Annotated in this window: 18 protein-coding genes; 8 read left to right on the top strand and 10 right to left on the bottom strand. The window is 62.0% G+C overall.

Annotated features, from left to right (window positions below):
* Window positions 1–10: 10 nt before the first annotated feature.
* From EN804_RS17785 to EN804_RS17775, 3 genes are all read right to left on the bottom strand, one after another.
* On the bottom strand, window positions 11–892 hold the full coding sequence (locus EN804_RS17785) for an SH3 domain-containing protein (RefSeq protein ID WP_189524533.1): 882 nt from the start codon (window positions 890–892) through the stop codon (window positions 11–13).
* Between the two features lie 384 nt (window positions 893–1,276).
* Window positions 1,277–2,563 (bottom strand): FAD-binding oxidoreductase, encoded by a 1,287-nt coding sequence (locus EN804_RS17780; RefSeq protein ID WP_135920498.1) that lies wholly within the window; start codon window positions 2,561–2,563, stop codon window positions 1,277–1,279.
* Window positions 2,564–2,569: 6 nt separating this feature from the next.
* Window positions 2,570–4,006: a glutamine synthetase family protein gene (locus EN804_RS17775; protein ID WP_189524532.1), complete on the bottom strand. Its 1,437-nt coding sequence runs from the start codon at window positions 4,004–4,006 to the stop codon at window positions 2,570–2,572.
* Between the two features lie 148 nt (window positions 4,007–4,154).
* Between EN804_RS17775 and EN804_RS17770 the strand changes: the two genes are divergently transcribed.
* Complete coding sequence (locus EN804_RS17770; RefSeq protein ID WP_127870856.1) at window positions 4,155–4,871, top strand: HAD family hydrolase; 717 nt, start codon at window positions 4,155–4,157, stop codon at window positions 4,869–4,871.
* A gap of 73 nt (window positions 4,872–4,944) precedes the next feature.
* On the opposite strand, the gene EN804_RS17765 is transcribed toward EN804_RS17770, so the two are convergent.
* The 3 genes from EN804_RS17765 to aceA form a co-directional block, all read right to left on the bottom strand.
* Window positions 4,945–5,349, bottom strand: a complete 405-nt coding sequence (locus EN804_RS17765; RefSeq protein WP_245521014.1) for a response regulator — start codon at window positions 5,347–5,349, stop codon at window positions 4,945–4,947.
* Window positions 5,350–5,627: 278 nt separating this feature from the next.
* The gene (locus EN804_RS17760) at window positions 5,628–5,870 is read right to left on the bottom strand and encodes a hypothetical protein (RefSeq protein ID WP_023766759.1); all 243 of its coding nucleotides are present in this window, start codon (window positions 5,868–5,870) and stop codon (window positions 5,628–5,630) included.
* Between the two features lie 61 nt (window positions 5,871–5,931).
* Window positions 5,932–7,221, bottom strand: a complete 1,290-nt coding sequence (aceA, locus tag EN804_RS17755; protein ID WP_127870858.1) for an isocitrate lyase — start codon at window positions 7,219–7,221, stop codon at window positions 5,932–5,934.
* Between the two features lie 237 nt (window positions 7,222–7,458).
* Here aceA and EN804_RS17750 point away from each other — a divergent pair, with 237 nt between their 5' ends.
* From EN804_RS17750 to EN804_RS17725, 6 genes are all read left to right on the top strand, one after another.
* Window positions 7,459–8,904 (top strand): XRE family transcriptional regulator, encoded by a 1,446-nt coding sequence (locus EN804_RS17750; protein ID WP_127277026.1) that lies wholly within the window; start codon window positions 7,459–7,461, stop codon window positions 8,902–8,904.
* A gap of 135 nt (window positions 8,905–9,039) precedes the next feature.
* On the top strand, window positions 9,040–9,993 hold the full coding sequence (locus EN804_RS17745) for a DMT family transporter (protein ID WP_135861898.1): 954 nt from the start codon (window positions 9,040–9,042) through the stop codon (window positions 9,991–9,993).
* 328 nt (window positions 9,994–10,321) lie between these two features.
* Entirely contained in the window at window positions 10,322–11,419 is a 1,098-nt protein-coding gene (locus EN804_RS17740; RefSeq protein WP_135861895.1) for a polyamine ABC transporter substrate-binding protein, read from the top strand.
* 78 nt (window positions 11,420–11,497) lie between these two features.
* Window positions 11,498–12,640: an ABC transporter ATP-binding protein gene (locus EN804_RS17735; protein ID WP_127277032.1), complete on the top strand. Its 1,143-nt coding sequence runs from the start codon at window positions 11,498–11,500 to the stop codon at window positions 12,638–12,640.
* A 10-nt stretch (window positions 12,641–12,650) separates the two neighbouring features.
* Window positions 12,651–13,619: an ABC transporter permease subunit gene (locus tag EN804_RS17730; protein ID WP_127870860.1), complete on the top strand. Its 969-nt coding sequence runs from the start codon at window positions 12,651–12,653 to the stop codon at window positions 13,617–13,619.
* Entirely contained in the window at window positions 13,616–14,434 is an 819-nt protein-coding gene (locus tag EN804_RS17725) for an ABC transporter permease subunit (protein WP_127277034.1), read from the top strand. The genes EN804_RS17730 and EN804_RS17725 overlap by 4 nt, the downstream gene beginning before the upstream one ends.
* Window positions 14,435–14,584: 150 nt before the next feature.
* On the opposite strand, the gene EN804_RS17720 is transcribed toward EN804_RS17725, so the two are convergent.
* Complete coding sequence (locus tag EN804_RS17720; protein ID WP_127277036.1) at window positions 14,585–16,438, bottom strand: AsmA family protein; 1,854 nt, start codon at window positions 16,436–16,438, stop codon at window positions 14,585–14,587.
* A gap of 204 nt (window positions 16,439–16,642) precedes the next feature.
* On the opposite strand from EN804_RS17720, the gene EN804_RS17715 reads away from it, so the two are divergent.
* Complete coding sequence (locus EN804_RS17715; protein ID WP_135920494.1) at window positions 16,643–18,601, top strand: acetoacetate--CoA ligase; 1,959 nt, start codon at window positions 16,643–16,645, stop codon at window positions 18,599–18,601.
* A 302-nt stretch (window positions 18,602–18,903) separates the two neighbouring features.
* On the opposite strand, the gene EN804_RS17710 is transcribed toward EN804_RS17715, so the two are convergent.
* The 3 genes from EN804_RS17710 to EN804_RS17700 form a co-directional block, all read right to left on the bottom strand.
* The gene (locus EN804_RS17710; protein ID WP_135920492.1) at window positions 18,904–21,012 is read right to left on the bottom strand and encodes a catalase; all 2,109 of its coding nucleotides are present in this window, start codon (window positions 21,010–21,012) and stop codon (window positions 18,904–18,906) included.
* An 80-nt stretch (window positions 21,013–21,092) separates the two neighbouring features.
* Window positions 21,093–21,701 carry a general stress protein gene (locus EN804_RS17705; RefSeq protein ID WP_135920490.1) on the bottom strand — a complete coding sequence of 203 codons (609 nt, stop codon included), beginning with the start codon at window positions 21,699–21,701 and terminating at the stop codon, window positions 21,093–21,095.
* Window positions 21,702–21,725: 24 nt separating this feature from the next.
* On the bottom strand, window positions 21,726–22,481 hold the full coding sequence (locus EN804_RS17700) for a DUF4142 domain-containing protein (protein ID WP_135880993.1): 756 nt from the start codon (window positions 22,479–22,481) through the stop codon (window positions 21,726–21,728).
* Between the last annotated feature and the right edge of the window lie 108 nt (window positions 22,482–22,589).

Raw genomic sequence — 22,589 nt, 5'->3', positions numbered from 1 at the left:
TCGTCGGGTGTTACGCGTCGGGCTTGACGTAGCTCTTGTACACCCAGCCGTGCTTGCCGTTGTAGACGATCTCGCACCACTGCTTGCAGCCCATCAGTTGCACTGAAGTCCGGGCAGGCACCGTGCCGATGGAGGCTGCGCCCTTCTTCGGAGCACTGCGCATGGTGACAGTCCTGAGAATACGGCCGCTGCCCGCCGCAGCCACCTTGCGCGGCTTCGCCTTGGCTGCGTTATCTTCGCCTTGTGCATTTGCAGGTTTTTGTTCCGGTACTTGCGGCTGCGTCTCCGGAATGCCGGCGGTCTGCGCGCCATCGGGATTGCTGCTGTTCGCAGGCGGGCTCGGCGCTGCGACCTTGGCAAGCTCGTCTGTGGCATCGGTATCGGTAGACGATTGGGCGAATGCCGCTGTTTTGTCAGGCAACGGCTCGGGCTGCTTGGCTATCTGGCTGGGGGCAGCCGCTTGATCGGGATCAGCTGCCGCGGCGGCAGCCTTTGGCTGTGCCCCGGTCCAGCGGGGATCATTGGCCGCAAGCGCTTGTATGTTGCCCGCCGCCGCTGCCATGATCGGTGACACCTGGCTGGACTTGCGCTCCGCCTGCGGTGTCACGGCAGCTGCGGTGACCGTAGTCCCCGAAGGGGAAACTTTCGTCGTCTTCACTGGAATGGCCGGAATGCTCTGCTCGGGGCTGGCGGCCGCTTGCCTCTCGCTGGTCGGCAATGCCAGCCAGAGTGCAACCGCGGCAACGCCAAGCAGTGCGGCGGTGCCGACCGCGGCAATGACCAGGTGCGAGTTCGAACGGACACCCTGCCAGAATGACGGGCGCATGTCATAGCCGAACTGCATGGCAAAGCGCCGACGTTCCGGAGCACCGAAACTGAAGGGCTCTCTCACTCTTGCCACCTCCATAAGCGGGCCGGTGTTCTTTCGATCAAATCTCGCAAATCATGCGTTCGATCAGCATCGGTCCCAAAACGCGGGCAGGCCCGCAACAATCCCCGAACAATCGCCCAGATGCGGACCTTTCGTCCGCGATTGTGGCATCAGTACGCCATTACCGAGGATTCTGCGCCTTCGCCGGCAATTCCGCAATGTGTCGCCCGGGCAACAAATGTTACATGGATATTACAATATTACATGAGATCGTGATCGCATCAGATGACGGCGATCCGATCCCTGCCTGAAGCACGTCGCCTCGAACCGGACTTATAACAACGCACTTTAGATCTGTTTTGATGCTCGTCGTTCGTCCTGGGCGAGGGCACTTTGCGCGACGCATTAAATCCTGTCGCGCAGCGCGAACCAGTTGAGCGCCAGGAAAAGCAGCGGCGCTCGGAACCGGCGGCCGCCAGGAAAGGGCGGAATTTTCAGGTCCTCGATCAGCTTCAGCCGGTCGCGGTTACCTGTGACGGTTTCGGCATAGAGTTTGCCGAAGAAGTTGGACAGCATGACGCCGTGACCCGAATAGCCGCCGGCCGAGACCACATTCGGCATCACTTCGCGCACGAACGGCTTTCTCGGCACCGTGATGCCGACATAACCGCCCCAGCCATGGGTGATCTCGACATCGCTCAGCGCCGGATAAAGCTCTGCGATCTGACGGCGAATATGGATGTGGATATCCTTTGGATCGTTGACGCCATAGACCTCGCGTCCGCCGAACAGCAGCCGGCCATCCCGGGATTTGCGGAAATAGCGCACGACGAAACGGGAATCGTCGACCGATTCGCCCCCTGGCAGCACTTTCGACTCCGACCCCAGCGGCACGGTCGCGCCGATGAAGGATCCTATCGGCATGATGTGCGCGGCACTCACCGGCTCGAGCGTTCCGCCATAGGCATTGACCGCGATCAGGCATTTCTCCGCCGTCACCGTACCTCTGGGCGTGGAAACCCTGACCTTGCCGCCGGCGGAGATGATGCCGGTTGATGGCGTCGCTTCGAACAGGTGCGCGCCGGCTTGTGCCGCTACCCGCGCCGTGCCGATCACCAGTTTCATCGGGTGGATATGGCCGGTGCCGGTGTCGCGCGTGCCGCCGAAATAGGCGCTCGAACCCAGCCGCTCCGCGGTCTCCTTCGCATCCATGAATGAGATGTGCGGGTAGGAGAAACGGCCGGCCATGAGTTCGGCATGCGCCTTGTAGTCGTCGACATAGCGCGGCTTGTGCGCAACCGAAAGCTGACCCGGCATGTAGTCGATATCGATCTGGTTGATGGCGGCGAATTCGAGCAGGTGGGCTTTGGCCTCTTCGGCAAGATCGAACAGCGCCTTGGCGCGGGAAAGGCCATATTCGGCCTCGAGATCCTCCGCCCAGGCGCGTTGGCCGGTGCCGAGCTGGCCGCCATTGCGCCCGGAAGCGCCGTCGCCGAAGCGATAGGACTCGATTAGAACGACATTGGTCCCAGCCTTGGCGAGATGCGTTGCCGCCGAGAGGCCGGTAAACCCGCCGCCGATGATGACGACATCGCAGGCCCGGTCGCCGTCAAGCAACGGATATTCGGGCCGTGGGCCGGCAGTGTCCTCATACCAGGAGCGGCCGGGAGAAATTGGGGACTGATAGTTCATGACTGGTCAGACGTTGAGCAGCAGGTATTCCCGCTCCCACGGACTGATCACTTCCATGAACGTTTCGAATTCCGCACGTTTGATCGCCGCATAGGTGGCGGCGAAGGACTTGCCCAGCAACGCGCAGAGTTCCTCGTCGCCTTCGAACAGGTCGACCGCTTCGAGCAGGCCGCGCGGCAGGTCGATCTCGTCGGCGTTGGCGGTCGTCAGCACCGGTGGCTCGGCCTTGATCTTCCTAGTGATGCCGATCAGCCCGCAGGCGAGCGAGGCTGCAAGTGCCAGGTAGGGATTGGCGTCGGAGGACGGAATGCGGTTCTCGACGCGCCGCGCCGCGGGGTCCGAACGCGGCACGCGGAACGCCGTGGTGCGGTTGTCGTAGCCCCATTTGTTGTTTACGGGAGCCGATGCCGCCTGCGTCAGCCGCCGGTAGGAATTGACGTAGGGCGCGAACATCACCAACGCGTTCGGCACGTGCTTCTGCATGCCGCCGATGAAATGGAAAAAATCCTCGGTTTCGGAACCATCCTCGGCCGAAAAGATGTTCCTGCCCGTCTTCTTGTCGATGATCGACTGGTGGATATGCATGGCCGAACCTGGTTGGCCCTGGATCGGCTTGGCCATGAAGGTCGCGTAGATCTCGTGCTTGAGAGCCGCCTCACGGATGGTGCGCTTGAACATGAACACCTGGTCGGCAAGTTCGACCGGGTCGCCATGGCGCAGATTGATCTCGAGCTGGCCGGCGCCCTCTTCGTGGATGAGCGTGTCGATCTCCAGCCCCTGGCTTTCGGAGAAATGGTAGATGTCGTCGATCAGTTCGTCGAACTCGTTGACGCCGGCGATCGAATAGCCGGCGCCGCCGCCGATCGCGCGCCCGGAGCGGCCGACGGGCGGGGTCAACGGATAGTCCGGGTCTGGATTCTTGCGCACGAGGTAGAACTCGATCTCGGGCGCGACGACCGGCTTCAACCCAAGTCTGTCGTAGGCGGCAATGACGCGCTTCAGCACATTGCGCGGCGTGAACTCGACCGAACGGCCATCCTGGTGGACGAGGTCGCAGATGACGGCCGCCGTCGGGTCTTCTTCCCATGGCACCACTGTCAGCGTCGACAGGTCCGGCATCAGCTTGAGGTCGCCGTCGTCTTCCGGATAGTGGAAGCCGTTGCCGTCCTCTGGATAGCCGCCGGAAATCGTCGTCATGAAGACGGCCGAGGGCAGCGCCAGTGAGGTGTTGGAGGTGAATTTCTTCGACGGCATCATCTTGCCGCGCGCCACGCCGGCCTGATCAGGCGTGATGCATTCGATATCCTCGATGCCGCGCCATTCCAGCCAATCGCTGACTTCCTTCCAGTTCTTCACACCACGCAGGTTTTTCACAAAGGCAGGCGTGCGCGCCCGTCCTCCGCGGCTCGACGGACGGACTTCCTTTTTTGCAGGCGGCATCATTCACCAGATTGGGTTGCGGATTTCGGAGTATAGCCGTGCCGCGTGATGGAAGGGAAGGGGAGCCGCCGCCGGCAATTGCCGGTGCAGGTTGAAAACCGCCTGCCGGTCGGCTTAGGTTTGGCGCCTTCCCGCAATCGAGAAGCCGGCGATGCGAACCAGCAGCGAACTGACCACGATCGGCTTTGATGCCGACGACACGCTTTGGCAGAACGAACAATTCTTCCGCACGACAGAAAAGCGCTTTGCCGCCATGCTGGCCGATCATGGCGAGGAAAAGCAGATATCGGCGCGGCTGTTGGAGGCCGAGAGGCGCAACCTTGCGATCTATGGTTTCGGGATCAAGGGATTTACGCTCTCGATGATCGAAACGGCGATCGAGGTCACCGACGGGCGCGTACCGGCTTCGGTCATAGCGGAGATTCTGGACGCCGGGCGCGAGATGCTGCGCCATCCGATCGAGCCGTTGCCGCATGCACGCGAGACGGTCGAGAAACTCGCCGGCACCTTCCGCCTCGTCCTGATCACCAAGGGCGATCTGTTTGATCAGGAGCGCAAGCTGGTCGGCTCCGGTCTGGGCGACCTGTTCGACGCCGTCGAGATCGTCAGCGACAAGACCGCCGCGACTTATGCGCGCCTTTTCAACCGCCATGGCGATGGTCCGGCAAGGAGCATGATGGTCGGCAATTCGCTGAAGTCGGACGTGGTGCCCGCCATCGAGGCCGGCGGCTGGGGTGTCCATGTGCCACACGAACTGACCTGGGTGCTCGAACACGTCGAGGCGCCAGTTGCCGAGCCGCGTTTCCGCCAGATATCGGATCTCGGCCAATTGCCGGAACTGATAGAAAGCATCGCGAAGCCGGGCTGATCGCGACTTCGATTATTTGCTTTTTGCATAATTCCGGAGGGAAAAACCGCTGCACGACTTTCCCGCAATTGCCTCAGCGGCTGATCAGACGATCGATCACCGGTTGCAGCCGTTCGGGCGTGATCGGCTTGGCCACCACCGCATCGATGATATTCGCCAGGCCAAGGCTCTCCGGCGTGCCGTTCTTGGTTGAAAGCAGGATCACGGGAGGAAGTGATTTGCCCGAGGCCCGGCGCAATTTTTCGATGCCGGGCATCAGGTTGTCGCAATCCTTGTTGTCGGGGCCGCCGTCGAGCACAATCGCGCCCGGCACTAGCGTTCGCAAGGTTTTCGCCGCGATATCAGGCGATTCCGAGATTGGTCTGAGTCCGGATCGCTCGACGATCTTCGATACCACGACACGGTTGATCGGCGACTTCCCGACGACAAGCACCCGGGAGAGATCGTGGATCGTCTCGGTACTTGAATCCCGGGTCACCAGATTCACATGTTTTGCGGTCTCGCCGTCTCGTTTCACGGGGCACCCAAGTCGGCCAAGAAGTTCGCCCCTATTTCAATGCAGAGTTGAATCTGGGCGACAATTGGCGTGAGATCGGACCCTATGTCAAGTTGAAATAAAAGAACCGGATGGCACTCTCCACAACAGTGGATTCAAGCAACAGTACTGTACTGCTCTGTCCATGGCTTGGTTACGTAAAAATAAAATTCACCTGCGCATACATTGCGCAGGTGAAGGGTCGCCTGGACCATTTCCGATCAGCTGTGGCTCTGCTGCGTGACGATCACCGGGATCAGCAGATCGCCCCAATTGCCGTCGCCGCCATGGTGCCTTGCAGAGCGCACGAGCTCCACCGAGACGCCCGCCTCGACGGCCTTCATCACCGACTGGTTCAGCCTGTGCAGATCGTTAGCCAGCATGCGGATCGTCGCCTGCTGGTCGACGCTCATCGTGGTCGATTGCTCTTCCGCCCGTTCCTTGACACGGCTTATCGATGCCATTGGTCTTCTCCTATGTCCTTGCCCTCTCGGGCGTTCCTCTGTTGGTCGTCTTTTTGCGAACTCACTCCGCTGCCGGCTTGAACTGCGCGTGCTCGGTCGATTCATGCATGGCGGTGGTCGATGACCGGCCCCCGGTGATCGCCATCGAGACGGCGTCGAAATAGCCGGTGCCGACCTCCCGCTGGTGCTTGGTCGCGGTATAGCCATTGGCTTCCGCGGCGAATTCCGCTTCCTGCAACTCGGAATAGGCCGCCATCTGCCGCGCCTTGTAGCCGCGGGCGAGTTCGAACATGCCGTAGTTGAGCTGGTGGAAGCCGGCCAGCGTGATGAACTGGAACTTGTAGCCCATGGCGCCCAGTTCCCGCTGGAACTTGGCGATCGTGGCGTCGTCGAGATTCTTCTTCCAGTTGAACGACGGCGAGCAATTATAGGCGAGCAGCTTGCCCGGATGGTGCCTGCGCACACCCTCGGCGAATTTCTTGGCCTGCGCCAGGTCGGGCTTCGAGGTCTCGCACCAGATCAGGTCGGCGTGGGGCGCGTAGGCAATGGCCCGTGCGATGCAAGGCTCGATGCCGTTCCTGACCTGGTAGAAGCCTTCCACCGTGCGGCCGGCATCATAGTCGACGAAGGGCTGGTCGCGCTCATCGATATCGGAGGTGAGCAGCTTTGCCGCCTCCGCGTCGGTGCGTGCCACGACCAGTGTGGGTGTGCCCATCACGTCGGCCGCGAGCCGCGCCGCGTTGAGGTTGCGGATGTGCGCCGCGGTCGGGATCAGCACCTTGCCACCGAGATGGCCGCACTTTTTCTCCGATGCCAGTTGGTCCTCATAGTGGACGCCGGCGGCGCCCGCCTCGATGAATGCCTTCATGATCTCGAAGGCATTGAGCGGACCGCCGAAGCCGGCTTCGGCGTCGGCAACGATCGGTGCGAACCAGGTCTCGACAGAAAGCCCCTTGCCCTCGGAGGTCTCGATCTGGTCGGCGCGCTGCAGCGTGCGGTTGATGCGCTTGACCAGTTCGGGCGCCGCATTGGCCGGATAGAGCGACTGGTCGGGATACATTGCCGAGGCGGTGTTCGCGTCGGCGGCAACCTGCCAGCCCGACAGATAGATCGCCTTCAGTCCGGCGCGCACCTGCTGCATCGCCTGGTTGCCGGACATGGCGCCCAATGCGTTGACGAAGTCGTCCTCGTGGATGAGTTTCCACAGCCGGTTGGCCCCCATTTCGGCAAGGCTCTGCCTGATCTGCACCGAACCGCGCAGCCGCTTCACGTCCTCCGGCGAATAAGGGCGTTCAATGCCGTCGAAGCGACCTTCAGGCGCCGAGGGAACGAGGTTGTAAAAATCAGTCATTGGTCACTCCGGAGGGTTCTGTATGATGTCTGCGCGCCAATTTGTTGGGGGCGCTTCTATGTGACTGAATTTACATTTCGGCGCGAGATGAGCCAGAAAAATTATTAAAACCGGTCGGATATAAGAGAAAATCTGTGTTGTGTTTGACAGGAAGGCACTGTAAATTTGTCAATCCTGTAAAGGAAAGCGGCTTTGGGATTGCGGCGGATCTCGTGTAAATCTTGTCAAGGATAGTCGATGGCTGATCAGAAGATTTTCGCCGGGCCGCGTATTCGCCGCATCCGCAGCGCCAAAGGCCTGACCCAGACGGCGATGGCCGAGGGGCTCGGCATCTCGCCGTCCTACCTCAATCTGATCGAGCGCAACCAGCGGCCGCTGACGGTGCAACTGATCCTGAAGCTGGCCTCCGTCTACAAGGTCGATCCGCATGAGCTGCAGGGCGAGGCGAGGGGCTCGGTCGCTGCGCTGAAGGAGGTGTTCTCCGATCCGTTGCTTGTCGGCGAACTGCCGGGAGACCAGGAACTGATCGAGCTTGCCGAGGCGGCGCCCAATGCCTCCGCCGCGGTGATAAAACTGTTCCGCGCCTATCGCGAGCAGGCCGAGCGGCTGTCCGACCTCAACGAGCTTCTGGCGCGCGAAGGGCGGGCGACCGCGCTCTCCGGCGCCCGCCTGCCGATCGACGAGGTGCACGAGATTTTCGAGCGGCGACCGAACCATTTTTCCTCACTCGAGGAAGAGGCCGAGGCGTTCACCTCGGTGCTTGATCCCGGTGACGACCTGTCTGGCGCCTTGAAGGCATGGCTGAAGCGCGAATACGGCATCGTGGTCAAGGTTCTGCCGGTCGCCACCATGCCGAACTGGCGCCGTCGCTACGACCGCCATTCGCAGCGCCTGTTCCTTTCCGAGCGCCTGTCGCCTTTCGACCAGTTGCGTGAAGTCGCGATGGAGGCCTGCCTGATCCGCATGACGGTCGCGGTCGCCGGCGAGATTCAGGCGCTGAGACTGGCCACGGACGAGGCGCGCCGCCTTGCCCGCTTCGAACTCGGCCGCTATGCCGCCCATGCGCTGATGATGCCCTATCAGCCCTTTCACGCGGCGGCTATTCGCTCACGTTACGACATCGACGTCCTGCGCTCGCGCTTTGGCGTTTCCTTCGAGCAAGCGGCAAACCGGCTGACCATGCTGCAGCGGCCAGGGGCTTCTGGCGTGCCCTTCTTCATGCTGGAGGTCGACAATGCCGGAAACCGCTTTCGCAAGGCCGGCAGCCAGGGGTTTCCGCAAAGCCGGTTTGGCGGCGGCTGTCCCAAGCTGCCCGTGCATGTCGCCTTCACCCAGCCCGGCCAGATCTTCGTCGAGGCGGTGGAAATGCCCGACGGCGCCGAGTTCCTATGCATGGCCCGCACCCTGGAGGGGCCGCAAGGAGCGTTCTCCGAACGCCCGCGCCGCACGGCACTGCTGCTCGGCTGCGACATCGGCTTTCGCGACGACATGGTCTATGGTGCGGCCCTGCCCGGCACGGCAGTCGGTGCAAAGGTAGGGGCGGGCATCGCGGCGACGCCAGTCGGCCCGGCCTGCCGGCTTTGCGAGCGTGTCGGCTGCCTGGCGCGCGCAGAGCCGCCGGTGACCAGACCGCTCGGCCTCGACGAGATGGTGACCGGCCTGAGCGCGTTCGATTTCCAGTAACGCTGCAGCAAAGGTGCCACAATCGTCGCCGGTCTCTGGATCACCCGCGGCCCAAGTCTTTGCGTTACGCGAACAGAGCAGTTTATTGTCGCCCCTTGCGCATCGTCCCGTCCACAAAAGCTCGACAGTCGCGCCATGACAGACACAGCATCATCGCCCGGCCTTGCTACCGCGACAGTCTCGCCGCGCGAGGAACGCGTCGGCATGCTGCTGGTCTTCCTGTCGGCGCTGATGTGGAGTTTCGGCGGCACCATCGCCCGCTTCATCAGCGTTGGCGACAGCTGGACGGTTATCTTCTGGCGCTCAGTCTGGGCTGCCGCCTTCCTGCTCTGCTTCATGGCCTGGCGTGACGGCTGGCGCGGCATGGTGAAGTCGTTCCGGGACATGGGCCTGCCGGGCATTGCGGTGGGATTCTGCTTCGCCATTGCGTCGACCTCGTTCGTCGTGGCGCTTGCCTATACCACAGTCGCCAATATCCTCCTGATGCAGGCTGGCGTGCCGCTCCTGGCGGCCCTGTTTGCCTGGGCGCTGTTTCGCGAAAGAGTAACCGTCGCAACCTGGATGGCGATTGCCGCCGTCATCGCCGGCGTCGCCATCATGGTGTCTGAATCTCTTGACGGCTCCGTCTCGCCCATAGGCGACGGACTGGCGCTGCTGATCGCATTCATGTTCTCGACCGCCACCGTCATCACCCGGCGCTTCTCCAGCGTGCGCATGACGCCGGCGACCTGTCTCGGCACGATCCTGGCCGCGGGCTTCGCTGCCTCGCAGGCCTCGACCTTCACGGTATCGGCCGGCGACATGGGCTTTCTCTTCGTCTTTGGTGTGGTCAATCTCGGCCTTGGCCTTGCTTTCTTCGCCACCGGCGCGCGCCTGATCCCGGCGGCGATCGCGGCACTGCTCGGCACGTTCGAGCCGATCCTGGGGCCGATATGGGTCTGGCTCATCCATTCCGAGGTGCCGTCCGGGCGCACCATCATAGGCGGCGCGGTGGTGGTCACGGCGCTGCTTGTCCATATCGGGCTCGAATTCAAACGCCAGGCGCGGCCGCAGCGGGCTGGGGTCACCGGAGTGCCTTCGCCTAATTGATGCCGGCGCCGAAGCTTTGCCCATTGACAATGTCGCTGCCGCCCGGGCAGGCTGGGACTACGGCAACAACAAGACAGGCGTATCTTGCCAAGTCTCCCCGGCGGCTCGATCGAGACCGGACCACATTCTTGTATCTCTGTCCGCGCGGCGGCGAAAGCTTCTGACGGCACCGCAATTCCTTCCCGCCCCGAACAACCTGGTGGCCGCGGGCGGCGTGCCGGTTGGCGCTTGTCGGCCCCCGGAAAGCTCAATAGTCTGAAGCAAATGCCCGGCCGCGCGAGCATGTCGCGACGCGCCGGCAATGGAACACTCACCAAAGGAGAATAGCATGATCCGCAAAGCGCTCTGGCTTTCGGCAACCTCGGTATTTCTGGCGCTTTCGATGCCAGCCGGTCACGCCGCGGACCGCGTCGTCAACGTCTTCAACTGGTCGGACTATATCGACAGTTCGATCATCGATGATTTCACCAAGAAGACCGGCATCAAGGTCGTTTACGACACCTTCGATTCCAACGAAATCCTCGAAACCAAGCTGCTCGCCGGCGGCAGCGGCTACGACGTCGTCGTGCCGAGCGGCAGTTTCCTCGCCCGCCAAATCCAGGCCGGCGTGTTCCAGAAGCTCGACAAGTCTAAGCTGCCGAACCTCTCCAACATGTGGGATACGGTCACGGAGCGCACCGCCAAATACGACCCCGGCAACGAATACTCGGTCAATTACATGTGGGGCACGGTCGGCATCGGTTACAACACCAAGAAAGTGCAGGCAGCGCTCGGCACCGACAAGATCGACAGCTGGGATACCTTCTTCAATCCGGACAGCCTGGCCAAGTTGAAGGATTGCGGTGTCTATGTGCTGGATTCTCCGTCCGACATCATACCAGCGGCGCTGAAGTATCTCGGTCTGGACCCCAACAGCACCTCGCCTGACGATATCGCCAAGGCCGAGGAAGCTCTTCTCAAGATCCGTCCCTACATCAGGAAGTTCCACTCGTCCGAATACATCAACGCGCTTGCCAATGGCGACATCTGCCTGGCGGTCGGCTGGTCGGGTGATGTGTTCCAGGCTCGCAACCGCGCGGTCGAGGCCAAGCAAGGCGTGGAAATCGGCTATTCCGTGCCGAAGGAAGGCGCCCAGATGTGGTTCGATCAGATGGCGATCCCCGCCGATGCGCCGCATGTCGCCGAGGCGCTCGAATTCATCAACTACATGATGACGCCGGAAGTGATCGCCAAATCGTCGAACTATGTCCTTTATGCCAACGGCAACAAGGCATCGCAGCAATTCGTCGACAAGGCGCTGCTCGACGATCCTTCGGTTTATCCGGACGCCGCGACCTTGCAGAAGCTCTATACCATCCAGCCTTACGATCCCAAGACCCAACGCATCGTCACGCGCAGCTGGACCAAGATCGTCACCGGCCAGTAGGCAATCCGACGCGACCCCGGCAGCCAACTGCCGGGGTCGTTTTCTGTTTTTGGGGAATATAAAAACACGGAGTGGGATATGAAATCGCTTGGCAGCATCCGCAGGGACTTCGCGCCATGGAACGACCCGAACGCCAAGCCATATATCCAGTTTGACAACGTCACCAAGAAGTTCGGTGACTTCACCGCCGTCAACAATCTGTCGCTGACCATTTTCGAGCGCGAGTTCTTCGCCCTGCTTGGCGCCTCGGGTTGCGGAAAGTCGACGCTGCTCAGGATGCTTGCCGGCTTCGAGGAACCGACGGCCGGCCGCATCCTGCTCGATGGCCAGGATCTGCGCGGCATTCCGCCTTATCGCCGGCCGGTCAACATGATGTTCCAGTCCTATGCCCTGTTCCCGCATATGACGGTGGAGAAGAATATCGCCTTCGGCCTCAAGCAGGAAGGCATGGCCAAGCCCGATATCGAAAAGCGCGTCGCCGACATGCTGAAGCTGGTCAAGCTCGAGCGGTTCGCCAAGCGCAAGCCCCATCAGCTCTCCGGCGGCCAGCGCCAGCGCGTCGCGCTTGCTCGCTCGGTCGCCAAGCGACCTAAGGTGCTGCTGCTCGACGAGCCGCTCGGCGCGCTCGACAAGAAACTGCGCGAGGAAACCCAGTTCGAACTGATGGATCTGCAGCAGGAGCTTGGTCTCACCTTCGTCGTCGTCACCCATGACCAGGAAGAGGCGATGACGATGGCCGACCGCATCGCCATCATGGACAAGGGCGAGGTGATGCAGGTGGCGACGCCGCCGGAAGTCTACGAAGCCCCGACGTCGCGCTTCGTCGCCCATTTCGTCGGCAACGTGAACATGTTCGAGGGCAAGGTTGCCGAACAGTCGGCCAACACGACGCGCATCACAGGTCCAAGCGGGGCCCAGATCGTCGTCGAGAATGGTGGCGCGAATGCAAAGGCCGATGCCAATATCGTCTTCGCCATCAGGCCGGAGAAGATCAGGGTCTCGTCGAAGAAGCCGGCCGATGCCGTCAACGCGCTGGAGGGCGAGGTTTACGACATCGCCTATCTCGGCGACATGACGGTCTATCACGTCAGGCTGGACGACGGGCAGATCGTGCGGGCAAGCGCGCTGAACGCGGCCCGTGTGACCGAGGACCCGCTGACCTGGAACGACCGTGCCTGGGTGTCCTTCCGGCCCGACGCCGGCGTCGTGCTGGCGCGGTAGGGGGGCGGTCATGTCCAATGTCGCCGTCGCCGATGCCGCCGCGCCATCGACTGCCGCCGAGCCGTTCCTGATACGGCTGGGTGCCGGCTTCGTCAGCCGGCTCGTCATCATCGTTCCCTATCTCTGGCTGTTGTTCTTCTTTCTCGTCCCCTTCATCATCGTCTTCAAGATCTCGCTGTCGCAGACGGCTATCGCCATGCCGCCCTATACGCCGGTGCTCGATTTCAGCGACGGCGTTTCCGGCTTCTTCGCCGGCTTTCGCGACCTCAACTTCGACAACTATGCCTGGCTGACGCAGGACGCACTCTACTTCAGGGCCTACCTCACCAGCGTCGTCATCGCTGCCGTCTCGACGGTGTTGACCTTGCTGGTTGGCTATCCCATCGCCTATGGCATGGCGCGCGCTCCGGCCACGATCCGCCCGACATTGCTGATGCTGGTCATCCTGCCGTTCTGGACCTCGTTCCTGATCCGCGTCTATGCCTGGATCGGGATCCTGAAGCCCGAGGGCCTGCTCAACCAGCTGCTCCTGGCGCTGCGCATCATCGACCAGCCGCTGGTGATCCTCAACACCTATACGGCAATCTTCATCGGCATCGTTTATTCCTACCTGCCGTTCATGGTGCTACCGCTTTATTCGTCGCTGGAAAAAATGGACTATTCCTTGATCGAGGCAGCCAAGGACCTCGGCTGCCCGCCGACAGCTGCCTTCTGGAAGATCACCTTCCCGCTGTCGCTGCCGGGCGTCATTGCCGGCTGCCTGCTGGTGTTCATCCCGGCCGTCGGCGAGTTCGTCATCCCCGACCTGCTCGGCGGCTCACAGACGCTGATGATCGGCAAGACGCTGTGGAACGAGTTCTTCGCCAATCGTGACTGGCCGGTGTCGTCGGCCGTTGCCGTCATCCTGCTATTGCTGCTGATCGTACCGATCGTGTTGTTCCAGCATGCCCAGGCCCGCGCGCAGGAGCAGGACAAATGAACACCACCTGGAGCCGCTTCAACATCACCTCGATCACGCTTGGTTTTGCCTTTCTCTATTTGCCGATCGTGCTGCTCGTCGTCTTCTCCTTCAACGAGTCCAAGCTCGTCACCGTCTGGGGCGGCTTCTCGACCAAATGGTACGTGTCGCTGTTCCACAATCAGGGCCTTATGGACGCCGCATGGGTGACCATCCGCGTCGGTCTGATTTCAGCGACCGTGGCCACGGTTCTCGGCACCATGGGCGCCTTGGCGCTGACCCGCTACACACGCTTCCGGGGCAGGGTCCTGTTCTCGGGCATGATCTTCGCACCATTGGTCATGCCTGATGTCATTACCGGCCTGTCGCTGCTCCTGCTGTTTGTCGCCATCGGCATGGATCGCGGCATGACGACCGTGATCCTCGCGCATATCACCTTCACAATGTGCTTTGTCGCGGTCGTCGTGCAGTCGCGGCTTGTCAGCTTCGATCGTTCGCTGGAGGAAGCCGCCATGGATCTTGGCGCGCCGCCGGTGAAGACCTTCTTCCAGATCACGCTACCGGTCATCCTGCCGGCGATCGTGTCCGGCTGGATGCTGGCCTTCACGCTGTCACTGGACGACCTGGTCATCGCCAGCTTTGCTTCGGGCCCTGGCGCCACCACGCTGCCGATGAAGATCTACAGCCAGGTCCGTCTCGGCGTGACGCCGGAGATCAATGCCGCCTGCACCATCCTGATCGCGATCGTCACGGTTGGCGTGATCATCGCTTCGGTCGCCAACAAGCGACGCGAGGTGCAGCGGCAGCTTGACGAGCGGGCCGCGCAACGCGGGTAGAGCAATTCCAGGAAAAGTGCCTAGCGGTTTTCCCGGGAGAAGCGCGTAGCGCTTCCCCTTGGGAATTGCATAGAAACAAGAAGTTAGAGCGGATCGGCGATTCTATCAAACGCTGAACCTCTCTAGGAGCGGCGCTTCAGGAGCAATGCCTTATTCGCCCGAAACGCCACGGCTGATGGGTGAAATGAACGGCGTGCTCCACGTTCCGCCGACGAAAAACGACGACTGGTTGGGGCCTTGCTGGCCAGTTTTTTGCGTTGCAGGCTGATCCGGCTGGATAACACCGCCCGACAGTGCCAGTCCGCGTCCTGCGTAGGATGCGATGCCGGAAAGCCAGATCTTGTATTTCGCCGAATTGGCCTCTGCCTTGTCGAGTCTCGCCACACCTCTCGAAATGGTTGCCTTCACTTCGGCGCCATCGATGGGCAGCGTCCCGTCCGAGACATCGTCGAGCGCGAAGAAGCCGCCTTGTTCGGTATGCTTGAGAAACGCCGGCAGGTTGAACTTGCTGAGCGCGCCAGGGCCGAAGGTCGCCGAGACCGAGCCGTCGGCGTTTTCGAAGATCGAATCCCAGGTCCTTCCCGGTCCCTTGAGGATGACCGAAACGGTGCCCGTGCCAACCGGCACCAGCCGGGTCATCCCGGCCGCGGTACCGAACGCGCCGCCATCGACGTCGGAGGCCAGTAGCCGGATCTCGACCTGGGTGCCTTCGGGTTTGCGGTCGAAGCGAAGGCTGGTCTGGACGTTGCCGCCAAAAGCCGAGGCGTCGGAGATATCGAAGACGGAAAGACCGTCCTTGACCTGGGCGGTGGCCGCGACATCGGCAAGCTGGATGCTTCCCGCCGTGGCATGGGCCGCCGACAACCTGAGATCGAGGTTGACCCGGTCGGCGAAACTCGTGTCGACCTGGCCCGGCTCGGCGCTGGTCGCCGGTCCCAGTGGCGTGAAGGCGGACAGGAACGACCTGAGGTCGAGCGTGTCGAAGGCAAGCGTGCCCGAAATCACCGGCTGCGTCTCGCCGAGCGACACGTCCAGCGCGCCCATGCCCGGGTTATTGTCCAGCGCCAGCGCCGTGTTCTCGAATTTGATGCGGCCGGCCGACGCAGTGACCTTGCTCGAAATGCTGACCGAGCCGATTGCCGCGCTCGGCGCGATGCCGGCCTGCGACCATTCCAGCACGCGGCGCAGCGATGGGGCCGCGAATTTCACCTGGCCGTCGAAATAGGCGTTTTCGGACATGCTGGCGGTGCCGTCGAAGGAGAAGGTGGCGGGCGCTGCCTTGAAGGACAGGGTGAGCGGCGCCGTGCCCCCGGCAAACAGCACCAGCGGTCTCGGCGAGGCGGCATCCACCGTCACGCTTTCGCCGCGCCAGATCCCGGTCGCGGACAGTGTCGCATTGCTGTTCATCGCCGCCCAGGTGGCCTGGCCGCTAAGACTGCTCAGGATCTCCACATCCTTGCCGTTGACGGACGCCACCATGCGGCCATCCCTGAACTCGACGGTGCCGAAAGTGTCGGCTGGCAGCTTGTCGAGATCGGGCTTGGCGGGGTCGGCATTGACCACGCCGCGAGCCGCGTCGATGGAGCGCGCGATGCGCCCGCCCGTCGGCGCCGTGGGCAGGAACAGGCCATCCGCCGTGCGCTGCACCCGGATTGTCGGCCGCACCAGCCGTGCCGTGGAAAACGCCACATCGCCCTGCAATGCCGCCATGGCCGAGAGGTCAACCTCGACCCTTTCGGCTTCGACGACCGGCGGGGCATCGCCGTCGGTCCACTTCGACAGTGTCACATCGGTCAGGATCGCGCGGAATTTCGGCCAGACCTCGATGCGCGGCGACCCTTCGATGGCAACTCGAAAGCCGCTCCAGGCGCTTAACTCCCACGCGATGCGGTCACGCACGATCCGCGTCGAGGCGATCAGCGGCAGGGCCGCGACCACCAGCGCGATGACGATGGCGGCAACGCCGATCGCCCACACTCCGCGGCGGATCAAGGATGACGGCATATAGCCCCGTATGCTTCCATTCCGATAAAAACCGATCGTCCGACGGGTGTAACCCTGTCGTCACTACGACTTAGGGCTGACGCATTTCAAGTCTTTATGGCCCAGCGATGGCATTTGCGCACACCTGGGCGCATCGGCCCAACAAAATCTTGCTCTGCTGCGCTGCGATATGCATAAGCGATGGCGACCGTGGGAGGATCGATCATGGCTGGCGAAGTACCGCTCTGGACCCCGACGCAAGACCAGATTGATGCCTCCCCCTTGACCGCCTTCATGAAGGCCGCGGCAACGACTACCGGCAGTCCGTTCTCGTCCTATACCGATCTTCATCGCTGGTCGGTCGAGAACCGGGAGGCGTTCTGGGATCTCGTCTGGGATTTCTGCGGACTTGAAGGCGACAAGGGCGAGCGACTGCTACTCGATGGCGGCAAGATGCCCGGCGCTTCGTTCTTCCCGGACGCGTCGCTGAATTTCGCCGAAAACCTTCTGAAGAAGACCGGTGCCGGCGAAGCAATCGTCTTTCGCGGCGAGGACAAGGTCGAGAGGCGGCTGTCGTGGAACGAATTGCATGGCCTGGTTTCGCGCCTGCAGCAGCTTTTCCTGTCGCTTAAGGTGAAGAAGGGTGACCGTATCGCGGCAATGATGCCCAACATGCCCGAAGCCGTCGCCGCCATGCTGGCTGCGGCCTCGATCGGGGCGGTGTGGTCATCCTGTTCTCCTGATTTCGGCGAGCAGGGTGTGCTCGACCGGTTCGGCCAGATCGAGCCTGTCGTCTTCATCGCGCCGGACGGCTATTGGTACAATGGCAAGGCGATCGAGGTCGCCGACAAGGTCAAGGCGGTCGCGGCCAGGCTCGGCAGCGTCCGCAAGGTTCTGCTCGTCGACTATCTCGGCACATCCGCGGATGTTGCCGATACCATCGACAAGGCCGTGGCGATGGAAGAGGCGCTGTCGCCCTTCGCCGTCAAACCAGTCACCTTCGAGCGGCTGCCGTTTTCGCATCCGCTCTACATCCTGTTTTCGTCCGGCACCACCGGCATTCCCAAATGCATCGTCCATTCGGCCGGCGGCACGCTGATCCAGCATGTCAAGGAACACCTGCTGCATGCCGGCCTCGGTGATGGCGACCGCTTCTTCTACTTCACCACCTGCGGCTGGATGATGTGGAACTGGCTGGTATCGGGTCTTGCCTCCGGCGCCACGCTGCTGCTCTACGACGGTTCCCCCTTCTATCCCGACGGTAATGTGCTGTTCGACCTCGCCGATGCCGAGAAGATGACCTTCTTCGGCACTTCGGCCAAGTTCATCGATTCGGTGCGCAAAGCCGGTCTCAAGCCGATCCGCAGCCATGATCTGTCGACGGTGCGCGCCATCTCCTCCACCGGATCGCCGCTTTCGCCCGAGGATTTCCGCTTCGTCTATGACGGCATCAAGAAGGATGTGCACCTGGCCTCGGTGTCCGGTGGCACCGATATCGTCTCTTGCTTCGTGCTCGGCGTGCCGATCGAGCCGGTCTGGACAGGAGAGATCCAGGGGCCGGGCCTCGGCCTCGCCGTCGACGTCTGGGATGATGACGGCAAGCCGGTCAGGCAGGCGAAGGGCGAACTGGTTTGCACCAAGGCTTTCCCGTCCATGCCGATCGGCTTCTGGAACGATCCCGACGGCAAGAAGTACCAGGCGGCCTATTTCGAGCGTTTCGACAATGTCTGGTGCCATGGCGATTTCGCCGAATGGACCGGTCATGGCGGCATGGTCATCCACGGCCGCTCGGACGCGACGCTCAATCCAGGTGGCGTGCGCATCGGCACGGCGGAAATCTACAACCAGGTCGAGCAGATGCCCGAAATCCTCGAGGCGCTGTGCATCGGCCAGGATTTCGACAATGACGTGCGCGTCGTGCTGTTCGTGCGGCTAGCCGCTGGTGTCCAGCTCGACGAGGATCTGGAAAAACGCATCCGCGCCAAGATCCGCGCCGGCGCCAGCCCCCGCCATGTTCCGGCCAGGATCGTCGCCGTGTCGGACATCCCCCGCACCAAGTCGGGCAAGATCACCGAGCTTGCGGTGCGCGATGTCGTGCACGGCCGCGCCATCAAGAACAAGGAAGCGCTCGCCAACCCGGAAGCGCTGGAGCTATTCAGGAACCTGCCGCAACTTGCGCAGTGACCGCAACCGGCATGGTTAACGAAATATGTCGCGCGAATTTACCTAGATTTCACGAGTGGTACACATTCGTAAATTTTTTGGCGACCCGGTAAGGACTTGTTAAGGGCCGGCGTCGATAGTCGCATGTAACTTGAGGGAGAAATCCCGTTCCTCAGCCCCCGAGGAGCTGAATTCAGCTCAAGCCCCCGTTGTGACAGCAATCCCATCTCTTAAGGCGTCCTTTGGGCGCCTTTTCTTTTACCGGAGCAGTCTCTTCCCAAGGCTTCGTCGGTGCACTCGGCTCGCAGAAGGGCGCAGGCTGATCACAGTTTTACAGCCATTTCCCGCCCCCAGAGACGGAGTTTGCGGCATGATTCCACAAAGCCGGCAACAGCTTTGGGGTCGGTCAGGTCAATCATGCCCTCATCGGCCTTCGGGTCGACGCCCGCTTTCTGCAGCAGCGGCACAGAAGCGGCCGTGAAGGCGATGAACTTGCAGTGGGCGAATGCGTCGGCGACGAAGTCGCGCGCCGCTGCCTCGCCGGTCAGCCGTTGCGCCCCCTCGTCCGACAGGACGAGGGCGACGGCGTCGAACAGGACGGAGGGACCGCCGTCGATCATATGCCGGGCCTCGATCCAGCTTCCATCGCCGGCCTCGACGCCGCCGACCTTGGGAGCGACAACTTCCATGGTGGCTCCCTCCTTCTCGACCGCCGATTGCAGCCGCTTCAGAAGCGCGGCATCCGCGCCCGCGCTGACAAGCACGCCGACCTTGCGGCCCGCGAAACTTTCCGGTCCGTTCTGGATGATGCTGAGCGCCGGCGACGGTGCGAGATCGTTCCTCGGCACGATTGCGGCGTCCGCCGGTCTGGGCAATTCCTTGATGCCCAGCTTGTCGGCAACGGTTACGGCAAGTCCTTCGTCGATATTCATGAGATGGGCGACCATTCGCTCGCGTATGACCGGTGTCTCGACCTTGCTCAGCTCGAAGGTCAGAGCCATCGCTATGTGCCGCTGCTCGGGCGGGGTCTGGCTGTTGAAGAACTGCCGCGCCTGGCTGTAATGGTCCGCGAAACTCTCGGCGCGCAGGCGTAGTTTTTGTCCGGCTTCGGCGTCGGCGAAGGAACGAAAGCCGCGCTGGGGCGATTCCCTCGGGCCTTCATCGAATGAATTTGGCTGGTAGTTCGTCCTGCCCACCGGATTGCGCATGGCCATATGCCCATCTTGCTGGAAATGGTGGAACGGGCACTTCGGCGCATTGATGGGGATGTGCGTAAAGTTCGGGCCGCCCAGGCGCTTCAACTGCGTGTCGAGATACGAGAAGTTCCGGCCCTGCAGCAAAGGATCGTTGGAAAAGTCGACCCCGGGCGGCACGTTCTGCGTCATGAACGCCACCTGCTCGGTTTCGGCGAAGAAATTGTCGGGCATGCGGTCGAGCACCAGGCGGCCGACCGGGATCGGCTCGAGCACCTCTTCCGGAATTAACTTGGTCGCGTCCAGGACATCGAAATCGAAGCTGTCGGCGAAATCCTGGTCGAAGAGCTGAACCCTGAGTTCCCATTCCGGGAAATTGCCGGATTGGATGGCCTGCCAGAGGTCGCGGCGATGGAAGTCCGGGTCGGCGCCGTTGATTTTCACCGCCTCGTTCCAGGCCACCGACTGCAGGCCGAATTTCGGCTTCCAGTGAAATTTGACGAATGTCGATTCGTCCTTGGCGTTCAAAAACCGGAACGTGTGCACCCCAAACCCTTCCATGAAGCGGAAGGAACGCGGGATCGCGCGGTCCGACATGACCCACATGATCATATGCATGGACTCTGGCGTCAGCGAGATGAAATCCCAGAAATTGTCGTGTGCGGACTGGGCCTGTGGAAACGCCCGGTCGGGCTCTTCCTTGACGGCATGCACCATGTCCGGAAACTTGATCGCGTCCTGGATGAAGAAAACCGGTATATTGTTGCCGACAATGTCCCAGTTTCCTTCCTTCGTATAAAGCTTCACCGCGAAGCCGCGGACGTCGCGCGCCAGATCGAATGAGCCCTTCGAGCCGGCAACCGTCGAGAACCGGACGAAGGCTGGCGTCTTCTCGCCGGCGCGCTGGAAAATGTCGGCCCGGGTGTATTTGGCGAGCGAGTCATAGGTCTCGAAATAGCCATGCGCTCCGTAGCCGCGCGCGTGCACGACCCGCTCGGGTATGCGTTCATGGTCGAAGTGGAAAATCTTTTCGCGAAAGTGGAAATCCTCGAGGACCGTCGGTCCTCGCGGTCCGATCTTCAGCGAGTTCTGATCGTCCGAGACCGGTCCGCCCTGGGCCGTGGTCAATACCGCGCCGTCGCTTTCGGCGCGCTGGTGCAATTCACCGCCATCACCTCTCGTCAAGGTCTGATCGTGAATAGCGGCGGTGTTGCCGTTGCGGCGTGGTGCCTTGGCCATTTAGCGTGTTCCTTCGAGCTTCGATGCTGGCTTGCGCGCGGCAGACTTTCGCCCGCCGCCTTTGGCGGCGGGCGAGGGGATCAAGGGCGATTGGCGTAGCGCCCGCGATCGCTTTCGATCTCATCGGGTGTGAAGGCCTTGGCGTTGCTGTCGAAACCCGTCCAGCCGTCGGCCTCGTATGCGCTGCGGCGGTCTTCCAGATTGACCGAATTGGCTTGTCCGAGAATCCGCTCGGCTTGGCCAGCCAACTGATCATCGACCTTGGCTGTCACCAGCGTGCCGCCACGGCGCACACCTTCCGCATAAACATGGGCGTCCCTTTCTGGGACTCCGGACTCCGTCAGTGCCCCGACGATTCCGCCGGCAGCTCCGCCGACGACAGCGCCTCCAACGGCGCCGACAGCAGTGGCGGCCAGCCAGCCGGCGGCCACCACCGGGCCGACGCCGGGAATGGCCATGATGCCGAGCCCGGCCAGCAAGCCACCCGCACCGCCGATGACGGCACCCACACCCGCGCCGCTGGCGGCATCCTCGGAGGCATTGGAGCGGTCGTCATCCCCGTCGTACCATTCGGTCGAATTGTTGGCGACGATGCTGATATCGGCGTGCGGCACGCCGCTTGCCTCCAGCTCGCCGACAGCATCGGAAGCGTCATCATAATTGTCGAAAAGTCCGGTCACGGTTTTCATGGTCAAGATCTCCAGATTTGCTGTTCAGTTAGTGCCGGCAACGACGTTGCCCTGGTAGTCGAGCGCGACGGCCGTCTTCTTGCCGTCCTTGGTCGCCTGTCCGCGCCAGATGCCCTGTTCGTCCTTGTTCAACGCGGACACATCCGAGAAGCCGGCATCCTGGATGCGGCTCTTGGCCTGATCTTCGGTGAAGCTGTTGGCGCCCGGCACCGGGGCGGACGGATTTGCCGTGTCGGTCGTGGTGACGGCAGGGGTCGTCGAACCCGTCGCGGAAGACTTGTCATCCATCGTGGAAGCGATCTTCTCGATCATGTCCTGATGCATCTTGAGCGTCGGCAAGGTCTGCTGCGCAAACGTCTTCAACTGCGCGTTGTCGCCGTCCTTGGCGTAGCCGTCGAACAGCTTCACCGCATCGGCATGGGCATCGCGCTGCATCTGCACGTAAGATTTGTCGACCGGATCCTTGGCGCTTTGCAGAGCGTCAATATCGCTCTTGTGCTTGGCGTCCGTTGCCGTCGGCACCTGCAGCTTCTGCTCGCCGGCGATCGTCTCGAGTTTGGCATTGGCCGCGCCATGATCAGCGATCATCTTCTGGGCGAAGTCCTTGACGCTTTGATCCTGCGCCTTGCCTTCGGCGATCTTGCTCGATTCCACCTCGAACATCCCGCCGGACGCCGCCTTGTCGATGAAGTCCTGCGCCTTGTCCGCGGCCAGGGCAGGCATGGCAAAGGTGATTGCCGTGGCCGCGCCGAGCGCGGCCAGTAACAGCCGATTTTTCATGAATAGATCCTTGTTAGGCACACATCGTGCTGTGTGCCTAACAAGCGCCTGCAGGCTTTGTTCCGGCGGCCGAACGATTTTCCCGACGGTCCCGGATTCGGCGGGCAG

This window comes from Mesorhizobium sp. M8A.F.Ca.ET.161.01.1.1, assembly GCF_004792105.1.
In the GTDB taxonomy this organism is placed as follows: Bacteria; Pseudomonadota; Alphaproteobacteria; order Rhizobiales; family Rhizobiaceae; genus Mesorhizobium.
The sequence above is the reverse complement of the archived record's forward strand: the minus strand, read 5'-3'. Positions and strand labels throughout refer to the sequence as shown.